This is a genomic window from Leclercia sp. (assembly GCF_036780805.1).
Taxonomy (GTDB): domain Bacteria; phylum Pseudomonadota; class Gammaproteobacteria; order Enterobacterales; family Enterobacteriaceae; genus Enterobacter.
In genome coordinates this window covers 35,086-50,754 of the sequence record NZ_DAIQCE010000006.1, presented here as the reverse complement: position 1 = coordinate 50,754, position 15,669 = coordinate 35,086, and the positions used below count along the sequence as shown (strand labels likewise).

The following is a 15,669-nucleotide window of genomic DNA, read 5'->3' as shown; positions in this document are numbered from 1 at the left end:
TTAAGGATTGTGAGATGAAAAAGATTTTCCGTATCGCGCTGATGACGGCAGCCCTGACGGGTGTGATGGGTGTTGCGCAGGCGGCAGAGGTCGCCACCGCGCCAGCGCCGACCCAGGATCCGATCGTACAGCAGTTGAAACTCAGCAGTGAGCAGACCGCGAAGATCAAAGCGCTGCACACGCAGCTGGAAGATAACGTCGCTAAGATCCCAACGAACAACGTAAAAAATGGCACCCTGATTAACGTCATTCAGTCAGGCAAGTGGGATGAAAAAGCGGTCAAAGAGCAGCTGGCGGCGTTCAGCCATATTGAAGAGCAGGCGCGTTACTATCGCGTGAAATATTACTTCGATGTGAGCCAGGTTCTGACCCCGGAACAGCGTGCCGAGGTCCGCTCACAAATCGCTCAGGCGATGAGCGAGTAAGGTATTAATGGTTTGCCGGGTAAGCGTACGCCAACCCGGCAGCACCGATTCAGATCGGCAAATCAATCAGCAGCGCCCGCAGCGGCGTATCGGCCACCAGGGTGATGTTCGCCTCGTCGCGAATAAATGCCCCATCCCCGCAGGTCAATGCTTCCCGCTCTTCAGCTGGGGTTAACGCATGCACCGTACCATGAATGGATTGCAGATAGGCGCGCGGACCGTGCAGCTGAAAACTCAGGCGTTCCCCTTTATTCAGCTCGATATGATGCAGCCAAACCTGCTGGCGTAGCTGCAGGCTCCCTGCGCTGCCATCGGGCGAGGCCAGCAGCTGCTGCTTACCCTCCTGCAGATCGATCTTCTGGAGCGGTGGATTTTCACGCTCCGGGCAGGCGTCCAGCCACAGCTGCATCCGCGTCAGCGTCTTATCTTTGCTGAGGTTATGCTCGCTATAGCTAATGCCTGGCTGCGTGGCTATCAGCAATGCTTCACCGGCTTTCGCCTGGACATGGTTGCCCTCGCTGTCACGGTACTCTGCTTCGCCTTCAAGAATCAGGTTCAGGATATCCACTTTCGGATAGGTACGCGGCTGGAACGAGGCCCCGGGTGCGAGTACCTCCTGGTTCAGGACGCGCAAAGAGGCATAGCCCAGCAGTTTCGGGTCAAAGTAGTGTCCAAAGGAAAAGGTGTAGCGGGCCTGCAGCCAACCGAAATCGGCTTGTCCGCACTGTTTAGCTGTTCTTGTCGTAATCATAAAACTGACCTCTCTTTACACTAAAACAATGGTAAAGGTATGGACGCTGCATTGTTAGCCAGATATTCTGCCCGGTATGTTCAAATTTCCTGAATGAGAACGCCATGGCTAAAGAGAGAGCATTGACGCTTGAAGCACTGCGGGTGATGGACGCGATCGATCGACGCGGTAGCTTCGCTGCGGCAGCAGATGAACTGGGGCGCGTGCCATCAGCCCTGAGCTACACCATGCAGAAGCTGGAAGAAGAGCTGGATGTGGTGCTGTTTGACCGCTCCGGTCACCGAACAAAATTCACCAACGTTGGGCGAATGCTGCTGGAGCGTGGCCGCGTGCTGCTGGAAGCGGCGGATAAACTGACCACCGACGCCGAAGCGCTGGCCCGCGGCTGGGAAACGCACCTGACGCTGGTCACCGAGGCTCTGGTACCCACCACGGCGCTCTACCCGCTGGTGGATCGCCTGGCGGAGAAAGCCAATACCCAGCTGTCGATCATCACCGAGGTGCTTGCCGGGGCGTGGGAGCGTCTGGAGCAGGGCCGGGCCGATATCGTGATCGCGCCGGACATGCACTTTCGCTCCTCGTCCGAGATCAACTCCCGCAAGCTCTATAAAGTGTTGAACGTCTACGTCGCGGCCCCGGATCATCCGATCCATCAGGAGCCGGAACCGCTGTCGGAAGTGACCCGCGTAAAATATCGCGGCGTGGCGGTGGCGGACACCGCCCGCGAACGCCCGGTGTTAACCGTTCAGCTGCTGGATAAGCAACCGCGTCTCACCGTCAGTACCCTTGAAGATAAGCGTCAGGCACTGCTGGCCGGGTTGGGCGTGGCTACCATGCCGTATCCGTTTGTTGAGAAAGATATTGCCGAAGGACGCCTGCGGGTCGTGAGCCCGGAGTACACCAGCGAAGTGGATATCATTATGGCGTGGCGTCGTGACAGCATGGGCGAAGCCAAATCCTGGTGTCTGCGTGAGATCCAGAAGCTGTTTACCCAGAAGTAATGTGCATGCCCGGCAAGCGCAGCGCCGCCGGGCAATCTGTCAGTTGTTTAGCAGGGGATCCGGCCCAAAACGGTTTTCACCCACCGTTCCGCGCTGGCAGTTGAAGATCACGATAATTATCCAGCCGAGTATCGGGATCAGCACCAGCAGCAGCCACCAGGCCGATCGATCGGTATCATGCAGCCGGCGAAACAGCACCGCCCAACCCGGCAGAAACACCAGCAGGCCATACACCGTCGTGAGAATCCCTTCGCCGCCAGCACGCTCCCAGCCCAGCATTTTGTCGATCAGCCCCAGCACGCAAATCAGAATGAAGTTCACCAGGGTAAACATCCAGAACTCTTTGCGGCGGGCGCGCCCTTTAAACCCAATATAATTTCGCAGTACTTTCAGATACCAGTCCATTTGTTGTGGCCTCAGTAGCAATTAATCATTTGTTTTCTAAGGGTTCAAATAAAGCATAGACGGGAATAAAAGGGGGGTAAAGGGCGCCAGAGAAGCGCCCCTGAGGCTTAGTCGAAGCGAGCGTCGCGGCCGTGCGGTTCAGTCAGATCCTGCCACGGGCCAATGGAGATAATGCCCGTCGGATTGATGGTTTTATGGCTGCGGTAATAGTGGTTACGGATGTGGTCAAAATCGACCGTCTCCGCAATTCCCGGCATCTGATAGAGGTCGCGCAGGAAACCGTACAGATTGAGATAATCGCTGATCCGACGTTTGTCGCACTTAAAGTGGGTCACGTAAACCGGGTCAAAGCGCACCAGGGTGGTCCACAGGCGAATATCGGCTTCGGTCAGCTGGTTGCCGGTCAGGTAGCGGTGCTGGCCCAGGATCTGCTCCAGACGCTCCAGCGAGGCAAAGACGTTGTTCACGGCTTCGTCATAGGCTTCCTGGCTGGTGGCAAACCCGGCTTTATAGACGCCGTTATTGACGTTGTCGTAGATCCAGCTATTCAGGTCATCAATCTTATCGCGCAGCGCTGGGGGATAATAATCGCCCGCCCGGGCGCCGTGAGCATCAAACGCGGTGTTCAGCATGCGGATGATCTCCGCCGATTCATTGCTGACGATGGTCTGATTTTTCTTGTCCCACAGTACCGGGACGGTGACCCGGCCGGTGTAGTGCGGATCGGCGTGCAGGTAGAGCTGGTAGAGAAAATCGTGGTGATAGAGTGAATCGCCGGTGGCCGCTGGGAAATCGCTGCCGAAGGTCCAGCCGTTCTCCAGCATCAACGGATGCACCACCGAGACGGGGATCAGCGACTCCAGCCCCTTCAGGGCGCGGACGATCAGCGTGCGGTGTGCCCACGGGCAGGCAAGGGAGACATAGAGGTGATAACGATCTTTTTCTGCCGCAAAGCCACCTTCGCCGCTCGGGCCAGGCGCGCCGTCGGCGGTGAGCCAGTTACGGAAGGCAGAAGCGGAGCGCTTAAAGCGTCCCCCGGTGGATTTGGTGTCATACCAGGTATCCTGCCAGACGCCGTCTACGAGTTGTCCCATCTTTTCCTCCTTAGATAGCAAAAGCGAGGAGATATCTCCTCGCTTTTTAATTCAGTATAGCGTGCTTACCACTTCTTATTCAGAACGCGGTCGATGCTGTATGCACCCGGGCCAGTGATGGCCAGCAGCAGGAAACCGCCTGCGATGGTCAGGTTTTTCATGAACATCAGAGAGTTCACGCCTTCTGCAAAGTTGCTGTGGAACAGAAACGCGGTCAGCAGGGTGAAGCCTGCGGTGAACAGCGCCGTGGTGCGGGTCAGGAAACCGAACAGAATGGCCAGACCACCACCAAACTCAAGCAGAATGGTCAGCGGCAGCAGGAACCCTGGCACGCCCATCGCTTCCATATACTGTTGCGTACCGGCGTAACCCCCGATTTTGCCCCAGCCTGCGGTAATAAACAGGATTGGCATCAGGATACGCGCAACCAGTACACCAACATCTTCTAATTTTTTCATCTTACTCTCCAGGGAACCACTTGGGCTGTAAATACTATTTAGTGTGCAAAATCGGGCGGATGCCGCGGTCTCGCTGTCGATGGAGAGAATCATAAACGGGGTGAATCGCGAATGTTAGCAAGGAAAACTGTCAATCTTTTTCAAAGATATTGAGCAAGGCGGGACGGCACAAAAAAGTAAAGCGCCAGAAGGCGCTTTACCGGTTGAGGCAGAGGGTAACGTCAGCGTGCGTCGTATTTACGTAACTGCTGCTGATGAAGCGTCGTTTTAACCAGCCTCCACGCGCTCCAGATACCGAAACCGCGACGTGCCCAGCGGATCAGCATATTTGGATGTCGGACTGCCCGCACCGCCAGAATGCTGCTTCCCACCAGCGCCCAGGCGCGGAGGTTCAGGAGGGCATTCCAGCCACGATCGTAAGCGTGGGTCACCTCCAGCCAGTCACGGCTGCTCGCTGACAGATCAATCCGTTGCTGCTGGATCTGGCTCAGCAAAAAAGCCTTTTCTCGCTGACGTTCTGATCTGCTTCGGCTCACTTTTTGTCATCCTCCAGCAATGACCGATCGTTGGCCAGTTCCTTACGGGTATGAGGTAACAGGGTCGAGCGGCGCACCTTGCGCATCGTCCATATTCCCCCTATCAGGGCGGCGAGCAGCAGTACAGCGGTCGTAGCGATCATCGCGTTGAGGCGATACTGCGGATCGATTGCCCAGATAATTAATACCATCAGGCTCATCAGGCCAAAAGCGGCGAAGAGCATGGTCAACCCCAGCATCAATAGCAGCTGGAAGATATTTGCTTTCTCTTCTTCCAGTTCAACCACCGCCAGCCGAATACGCGTCTCCGCGATACCGACGAGGGTGGTCAAAATCCGCTGTCCGATACCGAGGACGTTTTTTGCGGGCCCTTGTGGTTGACGTGAATCTTCCATAATTAACGTCGCGTCAGGAGCATGCCGATGACGACGCCAACCGCAGCACCGATACCTACCCCGGCCCACGGATTTTCACGTACGTATTCATCGGCGCGCGCAGCGGCTTCACGGGTCTGTTTCGCCAGCACATCGCTGGTTTCGCCCAGACGGTAACGGCTCTCGTGCAGGGCCTTCTCCGCTTTATGGCGCAGTTTACCCAACTCTTCTTTCGACTTATCGCTCGAGGAGCTCAGCACCTCTTCCAGGGTATCCGCCAGGGACTTCAGTTCAGCGCGTAAATGGTCTGACGTAGTATCTTTTGACATGATTCTCTCCTGTTAAGATGTCCATTAATTCAGTAATCGCGAGACTCAAGCGCTTTCAGCTCGTTCTGCGCTTCCAGCAGTTTGTGCTCACGTTTAGTAATCTTATCCGCATCGCCTTTCTCTTTTGCTTCCGCCAGATCCCGGCGGCGCTCAGCAATCTCCTCTTTCTGATCGGCAATCTTGCGCTGATGATCGGCACGCAGCTTGCTGTCTGAACAGTTAGCTTTAACTTCGCTAAGGGCCTTCTGCAGCCCATTGATTCGACTCTGATTGTTATGCTTTTCAGCGTAACTGATCTCGCGTTGGATGTCCTTTTCCTTCTCCTGACACAGAGAAGACGCGAATGATGCTGCGCTTAAAGAAAAAAGGGCGAGGCCCAGGGCGATGCGGTAATTCATTATGAAAACCTTCCATTGTTTGTCGACATAACCTACGGGAATGTCGATTTCCCAGAGTTGTGCGGAGTACGAGTGGGAGGTGCTCCGCGTACTTAAGCATAGTAAGTAAACGGTGATATCACCAAAGTGAGTGAAAAGATTCAGAATAGTGGAAATTTAGCCTAACAGACGCGAGGTATCACGCAGACGCGTCAGCCAGGCAGACGCCTGATTGTCTTCATCCTGTTGGGCAATGATATAACCGTGCGGCAGACTTCGGTCGAGCACCTTCTTCGCTGCGGCGCTCTGCACGCTGGAGTCGAAGGTGATCAGCAGGACGTCGTTCTGCGGCGTAATGCTCTTAAACTGAATGCCGTTCGCATCCAGATGGTGCCAGATGGAGAAGCCATCTGGCATGCTGGTGCCCTGATTAACGGAGCGGATAGCCAGCGTTGATTCCTGTTTTTGCAGCGCCGTCCAGGCAAGCAGCAGGGCGCTGAACATGATCAGCGCAACCATGGCGTAAGAGAGACGACGCAGTGACGGGGTTGAATTGCTCTTCACTTTAACCCTGACTTCCATGTTTTTTCTTCCACAACACCACCAGCGAGCCAATCAGGCCAAACACCAGCAGCACAACGGGCAGCAGCATCAGGCAGGACATCAGCTGGTCTTCGTACTTCAGGAATACCGGGGTTTTGCCGAGCAGGTAGCCGAGGGTAGTCAGGATCAGTACCCACAGCAGGCCGCTCATCCAGTTAAAGAACTGAAAACGGGTGCTGCTGAGACCGGAGAGGCCAGCAATGGTTGGCAGCAGGGTACGGACAAAGGCGATGAAGCGGCCCACCAGCAGCGCAGAAAGCCCGTGCTTATGGAAAAGGTGGTGCGCTCGCTGGTGATAATGCGCCGGGAGATGAGAAAGCCAGTTTTGCACGATGCGCGTGTTGCCAAGCCATCGCCCCTGGATATAGCTCACCCAACAGCCAAGGCTGGCGGCAATGGTCAGCAGCAGGACGGTTTGCGGGAATTGCATTGCCCCTTTTGCGCAGAGCACGCCCACCAGCACCAGCAGGCTATCGCCGGGCAGGAAAGCGGCAGGCAGCAGACCGTTCTCAAGAAACAGGATCATAAACAGGACAAAATAGAGCATGCCAATCATGGAAGGATTGGCCAGCGTTTCGAAATCCTGAGCCCATAAGGCATTCAGTAGTTGGGTCAAAAGTTCCATTCAGTGTTCCTGAAAAACGGTTAACGGCACACCTGTCAACCGGGTCAAACAGCACGGCGACATTTTTTATAATTTCATGATGATCGCTCGCGGACACAATGTGTGGCCAGAACTGTTCCCTGTTAAGTGGCAAAGTAAGCAAGCACTAACTAACAAGCTAAACGGCTAAATGCATCTAATTGTAACAAAGCCTGATGGGATCCGTCACAGTATTTGCATCATTCAGAATTGATTTTGGCTTAACCCAGGGAGAAGACGCGAGGCCTTTTACAAACGCTGACACTCTAGAGGTTTGCTTACCCACCGGAGCCGGAAGGCGCAGCGAAGCGCCTGCCGGAGGAAAGGGGGCTTATTTCGCGTGACTGACGGCGCTATCGAGGTGAACCACCGGATTTTCCGCAAAAAGATAGCGGTCGGCATTGAATTCGAAGTCGTCGCTGGTTTCATTGAATAGCATCTGTTTGGTGTTCTCAAGATGCTGCCACATCGCCAGTTTTGCCGCGTGCGGGTCTTTACGGATCAGGGCCTTAAGGATCTGGTCATGATCGTCGCACCAGTTATCCACGGTACGGGAATCGATGTGATCGTGCAGTTTTTTCCAGTACGGGTTATGAACGCGCTGAGTCCACATTTTTTCAACGATTGCTGCCAGAGCGGTATTTTGCGTGGCGAGGGCCACCTGGACGTGAAATTGCAGATCCCATTCGGAGTCGCGGAAACATTTTTCTTTACGCGCGTTATCCTGGATCTCCATCAGCTTCATGATGTCCTGCTTGGTGACCTGGGTCGCGGCGAACTCGGCGATATTGCTTTCGATAAGCTGACGGGCCTGGAGCAGTTCAAAGGGACCGTAATTGGCAAATTCGAGGTTTTCATCCGGAGCCGGGGAGTGTTTTGCCGAACTGGAGATGACATGAATGCCGGAACCCTTGCGCACTTCAACATAGCCTTCCACTTCCAGCATGATGATGGCTTCACGAACCACGGTGCGGCTTACGCTCTTCTCATCAGCGATAAAACGCTCGGCAGGTAATTTGTCACCCACCAGATAAACGCCTTGCTCAATGCGAGCTTTTAGCTCGGCAGCAAGTTGCTGATAAAGACGGCGGGGTTCGTTGATTTCCATATGCGCTCCAGGCAGGGTATGGCTAATGATTTGTTATACCACTTTTACCCTGTTCTCTCCAGATTTGACCCGTAAAAAAGCCGCTCATGAGCGGCCTTTATATGCCCGGCGGCGCTTCGCTTGCGCGGGCCTCCGGGTGGTGTAGGCCGGGTAAGCGCAGCGCCACCCGGCATTAAACGCTAACTTTGCGTTGCCGGCCTGCCAACGGACTCTTTCAACAACTCCTCTGCGGATTTGTTTTTCAGCACCGTCCAGATAAGCACCGCCCCCATCAGGTCGAAGACAGCCAGTACCGCGAACAGCGGGCTGAAGCCGATGGTGTCAGCCAGCGCACCCACAACCAGAGCAAACATAGTGCTGGCGGTCCAGGCAGCCATCCCGGTCAGGCCGTTGGCGGTTGCCACTTCGTTACGACCGAAGACGTCAGAAGAGAGGGTAATCAGCGCACCGGACAGAGACTGGTGAGCAAAACCACCGATACACAGCAGGCCGATAGCGACGTATGGGCTGGTGAACAGGCCGATCATCCCCGGGCCAATCATCAGCAGGGCACCCATGGTCACCACCATTTTACGGGAGACAATCAGGTTCACGCCAAACCAGCGCTGGAACAGCGGTGGCAGGTAGCCGCCGACGATACAGCCCAGGTCAGCGAACAGCATTGGCATCCAGGCGAACATGGCGATCTCTTTCAGGTTAAAGCCGTAGACTTTAAACATGAACAGCGGGATCCAGGCGTTGAACGTACCCCATGCCGGTTCTGCCAGGAAGCGCGGAAGGGCGATACCCCAGAACTGACGGGTACCCAGGATCTGCAGGACAGACATCTTCTTGCCGTTGTTGGTCTGGTGCTGAGACTCCTGGCCGCCGATGATGTACTCGCGTTCTTCATCAGACAGTTTCTTCTGATCGCGCGGGTGTTTGTAGAAGATCAGCCAGGACATGGCCCACGCGAAGCTCAGTACGCCGGAGAGGATAAACGCCAGCTGCCAGCTGTGCATCACGATAGCCCAGACGACCAGCGGCGGTGCAATCATCGCGCCAATAGAGGAACCCACGTTGAAGTAGCCCACCGCGATGGAGCGCTCTTTCGCCGGGAACCACTCGGATGCCGCTTTCAGACCCGCGGGGATCATCGCTGCTTCCGCCGCACCCACTGCGCCACGGGCCAGCGCCAGGCCGCCCCAGCTGCCTGCCAGCGCGGTTGCGCCGCAGAAGATAGCCCAGGTGACGGCGAACACTGCGTAGCCGACCTTGGTACCCAGGATATCCAGCACGTAGCCTGCTACCGGCTGCATGATGGTATAAGCCGCGGAGTAGGCCGCGATAATATAAGAATATTGTTGTGTGGAGATGTGCAGCTCTTCCATCAGCGTCGGCGCAGCCGCCGCTATGGTGTTACGCGTCAGGTAGCCCAGCACGGTGCCAAGCGTCACCAGTGCGATCATGTACCAACGTAACCCTTTAATTTTACGCATGTAAAACCTCATCGTTATGTTATTGCCGCACCGGAGTACGGGCATCCCTACGCCAGGCGTGAGATGTTTATCAACGGAAGGGCGTTACCGGGATGATTCCCGGAACGGCCCGAACCTTGCCATAAGTAAACGTGCATAAGTCGGTATCCTTACCGCTGAGTCCGATGCCTGAGGCACCGGTAACGCATTCCGTCGGCTTATAATCTGCGACGGCGAAAAGATAACTTGTCATACAACTTTAAAAGGTGAGTGACATCACAAAAGTGTCAATCTTTGTAAGGACAATGTCTGCACTCTGTCAGGCCAGAGCTGGCGCGGGGTTAAGCGGTATTTACCACTTTGGGCGTAGATTATTTGTCGACGTTTATTGATCTAACTCACGAAAAAATCATCGGCCTCTGGAAATTGGTGTGATAACTTTGCAGCATCTGAACAATACTTTTCTGACGCACTCGTAAGCTCGTAAGAGGAAGACGATTATGACCCCGTTTATGACTGAAGATTTTCTGTTAGATACCGAATTTGCCCGCCGCCTGTACCACGACTACGCTAAAGACCAGCCGATTTTCGACTACCACTGCCACCTTCCGCCGCAGCAGGTTGCCGAAAATTACCGCTTCAAAAACCTGTATGACATCTGGCTGAAAGGTGACCACTACAAGTGGCGCGCTATGCGCACTAACGGCGTGGCAGAACGCCTCTGTACCGGCGATGCCTCCGACCGCGAAAAATTCGATGCCTGGGCCGCGACCGTGCCGCACACCATCGGTAACCCGCTGTACCACTGGACCCATCTGGAGCTGCGTCGTCCGTTTGGTATCACCGGCAAGCTGCTCTCTCCGGCCACCGCCGATGAGATCTGGAACGAATGCAACGAGCTGCTGGCGCAGGACAAATTCTCTGCCCGCGGCATCATGAAGCAGATGAACGTCAAGATGGTCGGCACCACCGACGATCCGATTGACTCTCTGGAGCACCACGCCGTTGTCGCAAAAGACACCTCGTTTGACGTCAAAGTGCTGCCAAGCTGGCGCCCGGATAAAGCCTTCAACATTGAGCAGGCGACCTTTGCCGACTATATGGCGAAGCTGAGCGAAGTTTCTGATACCGAGATCCGCCGTTTCGGCGATCTGCAGACCGCGCTGGCGAAGCGTCTGGATCACTTCGCGGCTCACGGCTGTAAAGTGTCTGACCATGCGCTGGACGTAGTGCTGTTTGCCGAAGCGAACGAAGCCGAGCTGGACAGCATTCTGGCCCGTCGTCTGGCCGGTGAAAGCCTGAAAGAACACGAAGTGGCGCAGTTCAAAACTGCGGTACTGGTCTGGCTGGCGGCAGAATATGCCCGTCGCGGCTGGGTGCAGCAGTACCACATCGGCGCGCTGCGCAATAACAACCTGCGCCAGTTCAAACTGCTGGGCGCTGACGTCGGTTTCGACTCCATCAATGACCGTCCGCTGGCGGAAGAGCTGTCCAAACTGCTGAGCAAACAGAACGAAGAGAATCTGCTGCCGAAAACCATCCTCTACTGCCTGAACCCACGCGACAACGAAGTGCTGGGCACCATGATCGGCAACTTCCAGGGCGAAGGGATGCCAGGCAAGATGCAGTTCGGTTCCGGCTGGTGGTTCAACGACCAGAAAGACGGGATGGAGCGTCAGATGACCCAGTTGGCACAGCTCGGTCTGCTGAGCCGCTTCGTGGGGATGCTGACCGACAGCCGCAGCTTCCTGTCTTATACGCGTCATGAATATTTCCGCCGCATTCTGTGCCAGATGATTGGCCGCTGGGTTGCCGCGGGCGAAGCCCCGGCCGACATCCAGCTGCTGGGCGAAATGGTGAGAAACATCTGCTTTAACAACGCGCGCGACTACTTCGCTATTGAACTGAACTAAGGCCGTCTGAGGTTGATATGCAATACATCAAGATCCATTCGCTGGACAACGTCGCGGTCGCGCTGGCCGACCTGAGCGAAGGTCAGGAGGTGACGTTTGATAACCAGACCGTCACGCTGCGCCAGGACGTGGCGCGTGGGCACAAATTTGCCCTGCAACCCATTGCCAAAGGGGAGAACGTCGTCAAATACGGTCTGCCTATCGGCCATGCGCTGGCGGATATCGCGGCGGGTGAATTCATTCACTCCCACAATACGCGCACCAATCTGAGCGATCTGGATGAGTACAGCTATCAACCTGAGTTACAGGCTGAGGCCAGCCAGGCGGCGGATCGTGACGTCCAGATCTACCGCCGCGCCAGCGGGGAGGTGGGGATCCGCAATGAACTGTGGATCCTGCCGACCGTCGGCTGCGTCAACGGCATCGCCCGTCAAATCCAGAGCCGGTTCCTGAAAGAGACCAATCAGGCAGAAGGGACTGACGGCGTTCACCTGTTCAGCCACACCTACGGCTGCTCCCAGCTGGGCGACGATCACATCAACACCCGCACCATGCTGCAAAACATGGTGCGCCACCCGAACGCCGGGGCGGTGCTGGTGATCGGCCTCGGCTGTGAGAACAACCAGGTCGATGCCTTCCGCGAAACGCTGGGCGATTTCGATCCGGCCCGTGTGCACTTTATGGTCTGCCAGCATCAGGACGACGAAGTGGAAGCCGGGCTGGAGCATCTGCACCAGCTGTATGAGGTGATGCGTCACGATAAACGTGAAGCGGGCAAGCTGAGCGAGCTGAAGTTTGGTCTGGAGTGCGGCGGCTCTGATGGGCTGTCCGGTATTACCGCCAACCCGATGCTGGGTCAGTTCTCCGATTACGTCATCAGCAACGGCGGCACCACCGTGCTGACCGAAGTGCCGGAGATGTTCGGCGCGGAACGTATTCTGATGAGCCACTGCCGCGACGAAGCGACCTTTGAAAAGACCGTTACCATGGTCAACGACTTCAAACAGTACTTTATCGCGCACAACCAGCCGATTTACGAGAACCCCTCTCCGGGTAACAAAGCGGGCGGGATCACCACCCTCGAAGAGAAATCTCTCGGCTGCACCCAGAAAGCGGGTGCCAGCCAGGTGGTGGACGTGCTGCGCTACGGCGAGCGGTTGAATACTCCGGGTCTGAACCTGTTAAGCGCCCCGGGCAACGATGCCGTAGCCACCAGCGCCCTGGCGGGTGCGGGCTGCCATATGGTGCTGTTCAGCACCGGTCGCGGCACGCCGTACGGCGGTTTTGTCCCGACGGTGAAAATCGCCACCAACAGCGAGCTGGCGGCGAAGAAAAAGCACTGGATCGATTTCGATGCCGGTCAGCTGATCCACGGCAAAGCGATGCCGCAGCTGTTAACGGAGTTTGTGGATGTGATTGTTGATATCGCCAACGGCAAACAGGCCTGCAACGAGAAAAACGACTTCCGCGAGCTGGCGATCTTTAAGAGTGGTGTGACGCTGTAAGTGTAATTGCCGGGCGGCACTGCGTTTGCCCGGCCTACGCACAAACTTGTAGGCCCGGTAGGCGTAAGCGCCACCGGGCTTTTTTTATCCGCGAACTGCGCTTTTTGCCAGACGCGCGTCTTCCGCCTGACACACGGCGGCAGTAAACATCACATCCGTAGAGGAGTTAATGGCCGTTTCGCAGGAATCCTGCAGCACGCCGATGATAAAGCCCACCGCCACCACCTGCATGGCAATCTCATTCGGGATGCCGAACATATTACAGGCCAGCGGGATCAGCAGCAGAGAACCGCCTGCCACGCCGGATGCGCCACAGGCACACAGGGCGGCAACCACGCTCAGCAGCAGCGCCGTTGGCAGATCCACGGGAATACCCAGCGTATATACGGCGGCCAGGGTCAGGACAGTGATGGTGATCGCCGCACCCGCCATATTGACGGTCGCACCCAGCGGAATGGACACCGAGTAAGTATCACGATCCAGATTCAGCTTCTCGCACAATGCCATGTTCACCGGGATGTTGGCAGCCGAGCTGCGGGTGAAGAAGGCGGTAACGCCGCTTTCACGCAGGCACATCAGCACCAGCGGATACGGGTTGCGACGGATCTGCAGGAACACCAGCAGCGGGTTGATCACCAGCGCCACCACAGCCATACAGCCAATCAGCACCAGCAGCAGCTGGGCATAACCCCACAGCGCGCCAAAACCGGTGGTGGCCAGCGTCGACGCCACCAGTCCGAAAATACCGACCGGCGCAAAACGAATCACCACCTGCACGATAAAGGTCACCGCATTCGACAGATCGTTGATCAGGTTTTTGGTGGTGGCATTGCTGTGGCGCAGGGCAAAGCCCAGGCCGACGGCCCACACCAGGATGCCGATATAGTTGGCATTAATCAGCGCATGAATCGGGTTGGCAACGATGCTCATCAGCAGGCCGTGCATGACCTCAACAATGCCCGCAGGCGGCGTAATATCGGTCGCGCCGGTGGTCAGTTGCAGCGTGGAGGGGAACATAAAGCTCACGACCACGGCGGTCAGTGCAGCGGCGAAGGTGCCGAATAAATAGAGCCAGAGAATAGGGCGGATATTGGTTTTCTGCCCCTGCTGATGGTTAGCGATAGACGCCATGACCAGGGTTAATACCAGCACCGGCGCAACGGCTTTCAATGCGCCGACAAACAACGTGCCGAGCAGGCCGGTGGCTTCGGCGGCAGGTTTAGAGATCAGCGCCAGGGCGATGCCCAGCACCAGGCCCACCAGGATTTGTTTAACGAGGCTGCCTCGCGAGAGACGCGCGAGCAGACCAGAAGATTGTGTGGTCATAGAAAATTCCTTAAGTGAAATTGCGTTCCATCCCGGAGGTGCTCTCAGGCACTTATCATCCCGGTTAGAGGTGTGTGTTTTGCAAGGTTGAGTATATTGAAAGCGCCATGCGTGGGAAGTGTAAAATGCTGGGTTTTACGTGCTACGTCATATTTTTTAACTGCATATTTACATTTTTGTCGGGTGGCTCGAGGTAAAAGTAAAACGGCAACCGAAGGTTGCCGTTTTTAGTGTTTGCACCCTCTCCCTGTGGGAGAGGGCCGGGGTGAGGGCATCAAACCGCACAAACCCTTTACTGGATCTGCCCCTTCTTATCATGCTGGTGATTCACCCAGGCGTTGATAATCAGGGTCAGAACCAGGATACCAAACACCACGCCCAGCGAGATGCCGATTGGGATGTGGTAGAAATCGACGATCATCATCTTGATACCGATAAACACCAGAATCACCGACAAACCGTACTTCAGCATCGAGAAGCGCTCCGCCACGCCCGCCAGCAGGAAGTACATGGCGCGCAGGCCGAGGATCGCAAACAGGTTTGAGGTCAGCACGATGAACGGGTCAGTGGTCACCGCGAAGATCGCCGGAATACTGTCGACCGCGAAGATCACGTCGCTCAGCTCCACGAGGATCAGCACCAGCAGCAGCGGGGTGGCGAACAGCAGGCCGTTCTTACGCACGAAGAAGTGCTCGGTCTCGATCTTGTCCGTCATGCGCAGATGCCCACGGATCCACTTCACCAGCGGACGGTCGCCTATCGCGGAGCCATCTTCTTTCGCCAGCGCCATTTTGACCCCGGTAAAGAGCAGGAACGCGCCGAAGATATAGAGCAGCCATTCGAACTGCGAGATCAGCCAGCTGCCGGCGAAGATCATGATGGTACGCAGGATAATCGCGCCCAGCACGCCATACACCAGCACCCGACGCTGCAGCGCCGCAGGCACGGCAAAATAGCTGAACAGCATCAGCCAGACGAAGACGTTATCCACCGCCAGGGCTTTTTCAATCAGATAGCCCGTCAGGAATGCCAGCGCCTGAGGATCGGCCACCGCGCGGCCTTGCGTAATGGAGAGATACCACCAGAAGGCGGCGCAGAAGAGCAGGGAGAGGGTGACCCACACCAGCGACCAGGCGGCCGCCTGTTTCATGGTCATGCCATGTGCGCCGCGACGCCCCTGTAAAAAGAGGTCTATCGCCAGCATGATGAGCACGACTACCGCGAATCCGCCCCACAGCATTGGAGTGCCGACAGAATGCATACTATTTTCCTTACGCGTAAAAAACAAAAACGGCTAACGTCAGAAGACGATAGCCGTTGCGTTTTTTATGCATAGACCTCGCCTTCCGGCAAGGTCTCACTTA

Annotated in this window: 18 protein-coding genes; 4 read left to right on the top strand and 14 right to left on the bottom strand. The window is 56.1% G+C overall.

What is annotated here, in order from left to right; genetic code table 11:
* Nucleotides 1–14 precede the first annotated feature (14 nt).
* Entirely contained in the window at nucleotides 15–425 is a 411-nt protein-coding gene (locus V7Q49_RS15460; protein WP_333853334.1) for a Spy/CpxP family protein refolding chaperone, read from the top strand.
* A gap of 49 nt (nucleotides 426–474) precedes the next feature.
* Here V7Q49_RS15460 and V7Q49_RS15455 read toward each other — a convergent pair whose 3' ends face one another.
* Nucleotides 475–1,176, bottom strand: a complete 702-nt coding sequence (locus V7Q49_RS15455; protein ID WP_333853332.1) for a pirin family protein — start codon at nucleotides 1,174–1,176, stop codon at nucleotides 475–477.
* A 104-nt stretch (nucleotides 1,177–1,280) separates the two neighbouring features.
* Between V7Q49_RS15455 and V7Q49_RS15450 the strand changes: the two genes are divergently transcribed.
* Nucleotides 1,281–2,177: a LysR family transcriptional regulator gene (locus V7Q49_RS15450; protein ID WP_333853330.1), complete on the top strand. Its 897-nt coding sequence runs from the start codon at nucleotides 1,281–1,283 to the stop codon at nucleotides 2,175–2,177.
* 39 nt (nucleotides 2,178–2,216) lie between these two features.
* Here V7Q49_RS15450 and V7Q49_RS15445 read toward each other — a convergent pair whose 3' ends face one another.
* The 11 genes from V7Q49_RS15445 to V7Q49_RS15395 form a co-directional block, all read right to left on the bottom strand.
* Nucleotides 2,217–2,582, bottom strand: coding sequence for a DUF805 domain-containing protein (locus V7Q49_RS15445; RefSeq protein ID WP_333853328.1), 366 nt, complete (start codon nucleotides 2,580–2,582; stop codon nucleotides 2,217–2,219).
* A gap of 107 nt (nucleotides 2,583–2,689) precedes the next feature.
* Complete coding sequence (locus V7Q49_RS15440; protein ID WP_333853326.1) at nucleotides 2,690–3,676, bottom strand: glutathione S-transferase family protein; 987 nt, start codon at nucleotides 3,674–3,676, stop codon at nucleotides 2,690–2,692.
* A 65-nt stretch (nucleotides 3,677–3,741) separates the two neighbouring features.
* Entirely contained in the window at nucleotides 3,742–4,134 is a 393-nt protein-coding gene (locus V7Q49_RS15435; RefSeq protein WP_181247303.1) for a DoxX family protein, read from the bottom strand.
* A 221-nt stretch (nucleotides 4,135–4,355) separates the two neighbouring features.
* Nucleotides 4,356–4,670, bottom strand: coding sequence for a YqjK-like family protein (locus V7Q49_RS15430; RefSeq protein WP_333853323.1), 315 nt, complete (start codon nucleotides 4,668–4,670; stop codon nucleotides 4,356–4,358).
* Nucleotides 4,667–5,065: a phage holin family protein gene (locus V7Q49_RS15425; protein WP_333853321.1), complete on the bottom strand. Its 399-nt coding sequence runs from the start codon at nucleotides 5,063–5,065 to the stop codon at nucleotides 4,667–4,669. The genes V7Q49_RS15430 and V7Q49_RS15425 overlap by 4 nt, the downstream gene beginning before the upstream one ends.
* A 2-nt stretch (nucleotides 5,066–5,067) precedes the next feature.
* Nucleotides 5,068–5,373: a DUF883 family protein gene (locus V7Q49_RS15420; protein WP_333853319.1), complete on the bottom strand. Its 306-nt coding sequence runs from the start codon at nucleotides 5,371–5,373 to the stop codon at nucleotides 5,068–5,070.
* A gap of 29 nt (nucleotides 5,374–5,402) precedes the next feature.
* On the bottom strand, nucleotides 5,403–5,771 hold the full coding sequence (locus V7Q49_RS15415; RefSeq protein WP_333853317.1) for a DUF1090 domain-containing protein: 369 nt from the start codon (nucleotides 5,769–5,771) through the stop codon (nucleotides 5,403–5,405).
* Between the two features lie 156 nt (nucleotides 5,772–5,927).
* Nucleotides 5,928–6,332, bottom strand: a complete 405-nt coding sequence (gene mzrA, locus V7Q49_RS15410) for an EnvZ/OmpR regulon moderator MzrA (protein ID WP_333853315.1) — start codon at nucleotides 6,330–6,332, stop codon at nucleotides 5,928–5,930.
* Nucleotides 6,316–6,978 carry a DedA family general envelope maintenance protein YqjA gene (gene yqjA, locus V7Q49_RS15405; protein WP_333853313.1) on the bottom strand — a complete coding sequence of 221 codons (663 nt, stop codon included), beginning with the start codon at nucleotides 6,976–6,978 and terminating at the stop codon, nucleotides 6,316–6,318. Before yqjA ends, mzrA begins: the two co-directional genes overlap by 17 nt.
* 349 nt (nucleotides 6,979–7,327) lie before the next feature.
* A complete protein-coding gene (gene exuR / locus V7Q49_RS15400) occupies nucleotides 7,328–8,104 on the bottom strand; it encodes a transcriptional regulator ExuR (protein WP_333853311.1) in 777 nt (258 codons plus the stop codon).
* A gap of 179 nt (nucleotides 8,105–8,283) precedes the next feature.
* Nucleotides 8,284–9,582 (bottom strand): MFS transporter, encoded by a 1,299-nt coding sequence (locus V7Q49_RS15395; RefSeq protein ID WP_333853309.1) that lies wholly within the window; start codon nucleotides 9,580–9,582, stop codon nucleotides 8,284–8,286.
* Between the two features lie 479 nt (nucleotides 9,583–10,061).
* Here V7Q49_RS15395 and uxaC point away from each other — a divergent pair, with 479 nt between their 5' ends.
* Both uxaC and V7Q49_RS15385 read left to right on the top strand, forming a co-directional pair.
* The gene (gene uxaC / locus V7Q49_RS15390; RefSeq protein ID WP_333853307.1) at nucleotides 10,062–11,474 is read left to right on the top strand and encodes a glucuronate isomerase; all 1,413 of its coding nucleotides are present in this window, start codon (nucleotides 10,062–10,064) and stop codon (nucleotides 11,472–11,474) included.
* Between the two features lie 17 nt (nucleotides 11,475–11,491).
* Nucleotides 11,492–12,979 carry a UxaA family hydrolase gene (locus V7Q49_RS15385; RefSeq protein WP_333853305.1) on the top strand — a complete coding sequence of 496 codons (1,488 nt, stop codon included), beginning with the start codon at nucleotides 11,492–11,494 and terminating at the stop codon, nucleotides 12,977–12,979.
* Nucleotides 12,980–13,063: 84 nt separating this feature from the next.
* Here the strand turns inward: V7Q49_RS15385 and sstT are convergent, their stop codons facing one another.
* Together sstT and V7Q49_RS15375 are read right to left on the bottom strand one after the other, a co-directional pair.
* Nucleotides 13,064–14,305 carry a serine/threonine transporter SstT gene (gene sstT, locus V7Q49_RS15380; protein WP_333853303.1) on the bottom strand — a complete coding sequence of 414 codons (1,242 nt, stop codon included), beginning with the start codon at nucleotides 14,303–14,305 and terminating at the stop codon, nucleotides 13,064–13,066.
* Between the two features lie 292 nt (nucleotides 14,306–14,597).
* Entirely contained in the window at nucleotides 14,598–15,566 is a 969-nt protein-coding gene (locus tag V7Q49_RS15375; RefSeq protein ID WP_333853301.1) for a TerC family protein, read from the bottom strand.
* Nucleotides 15,567–15,669: the final 103 nt, after the last annotated feature.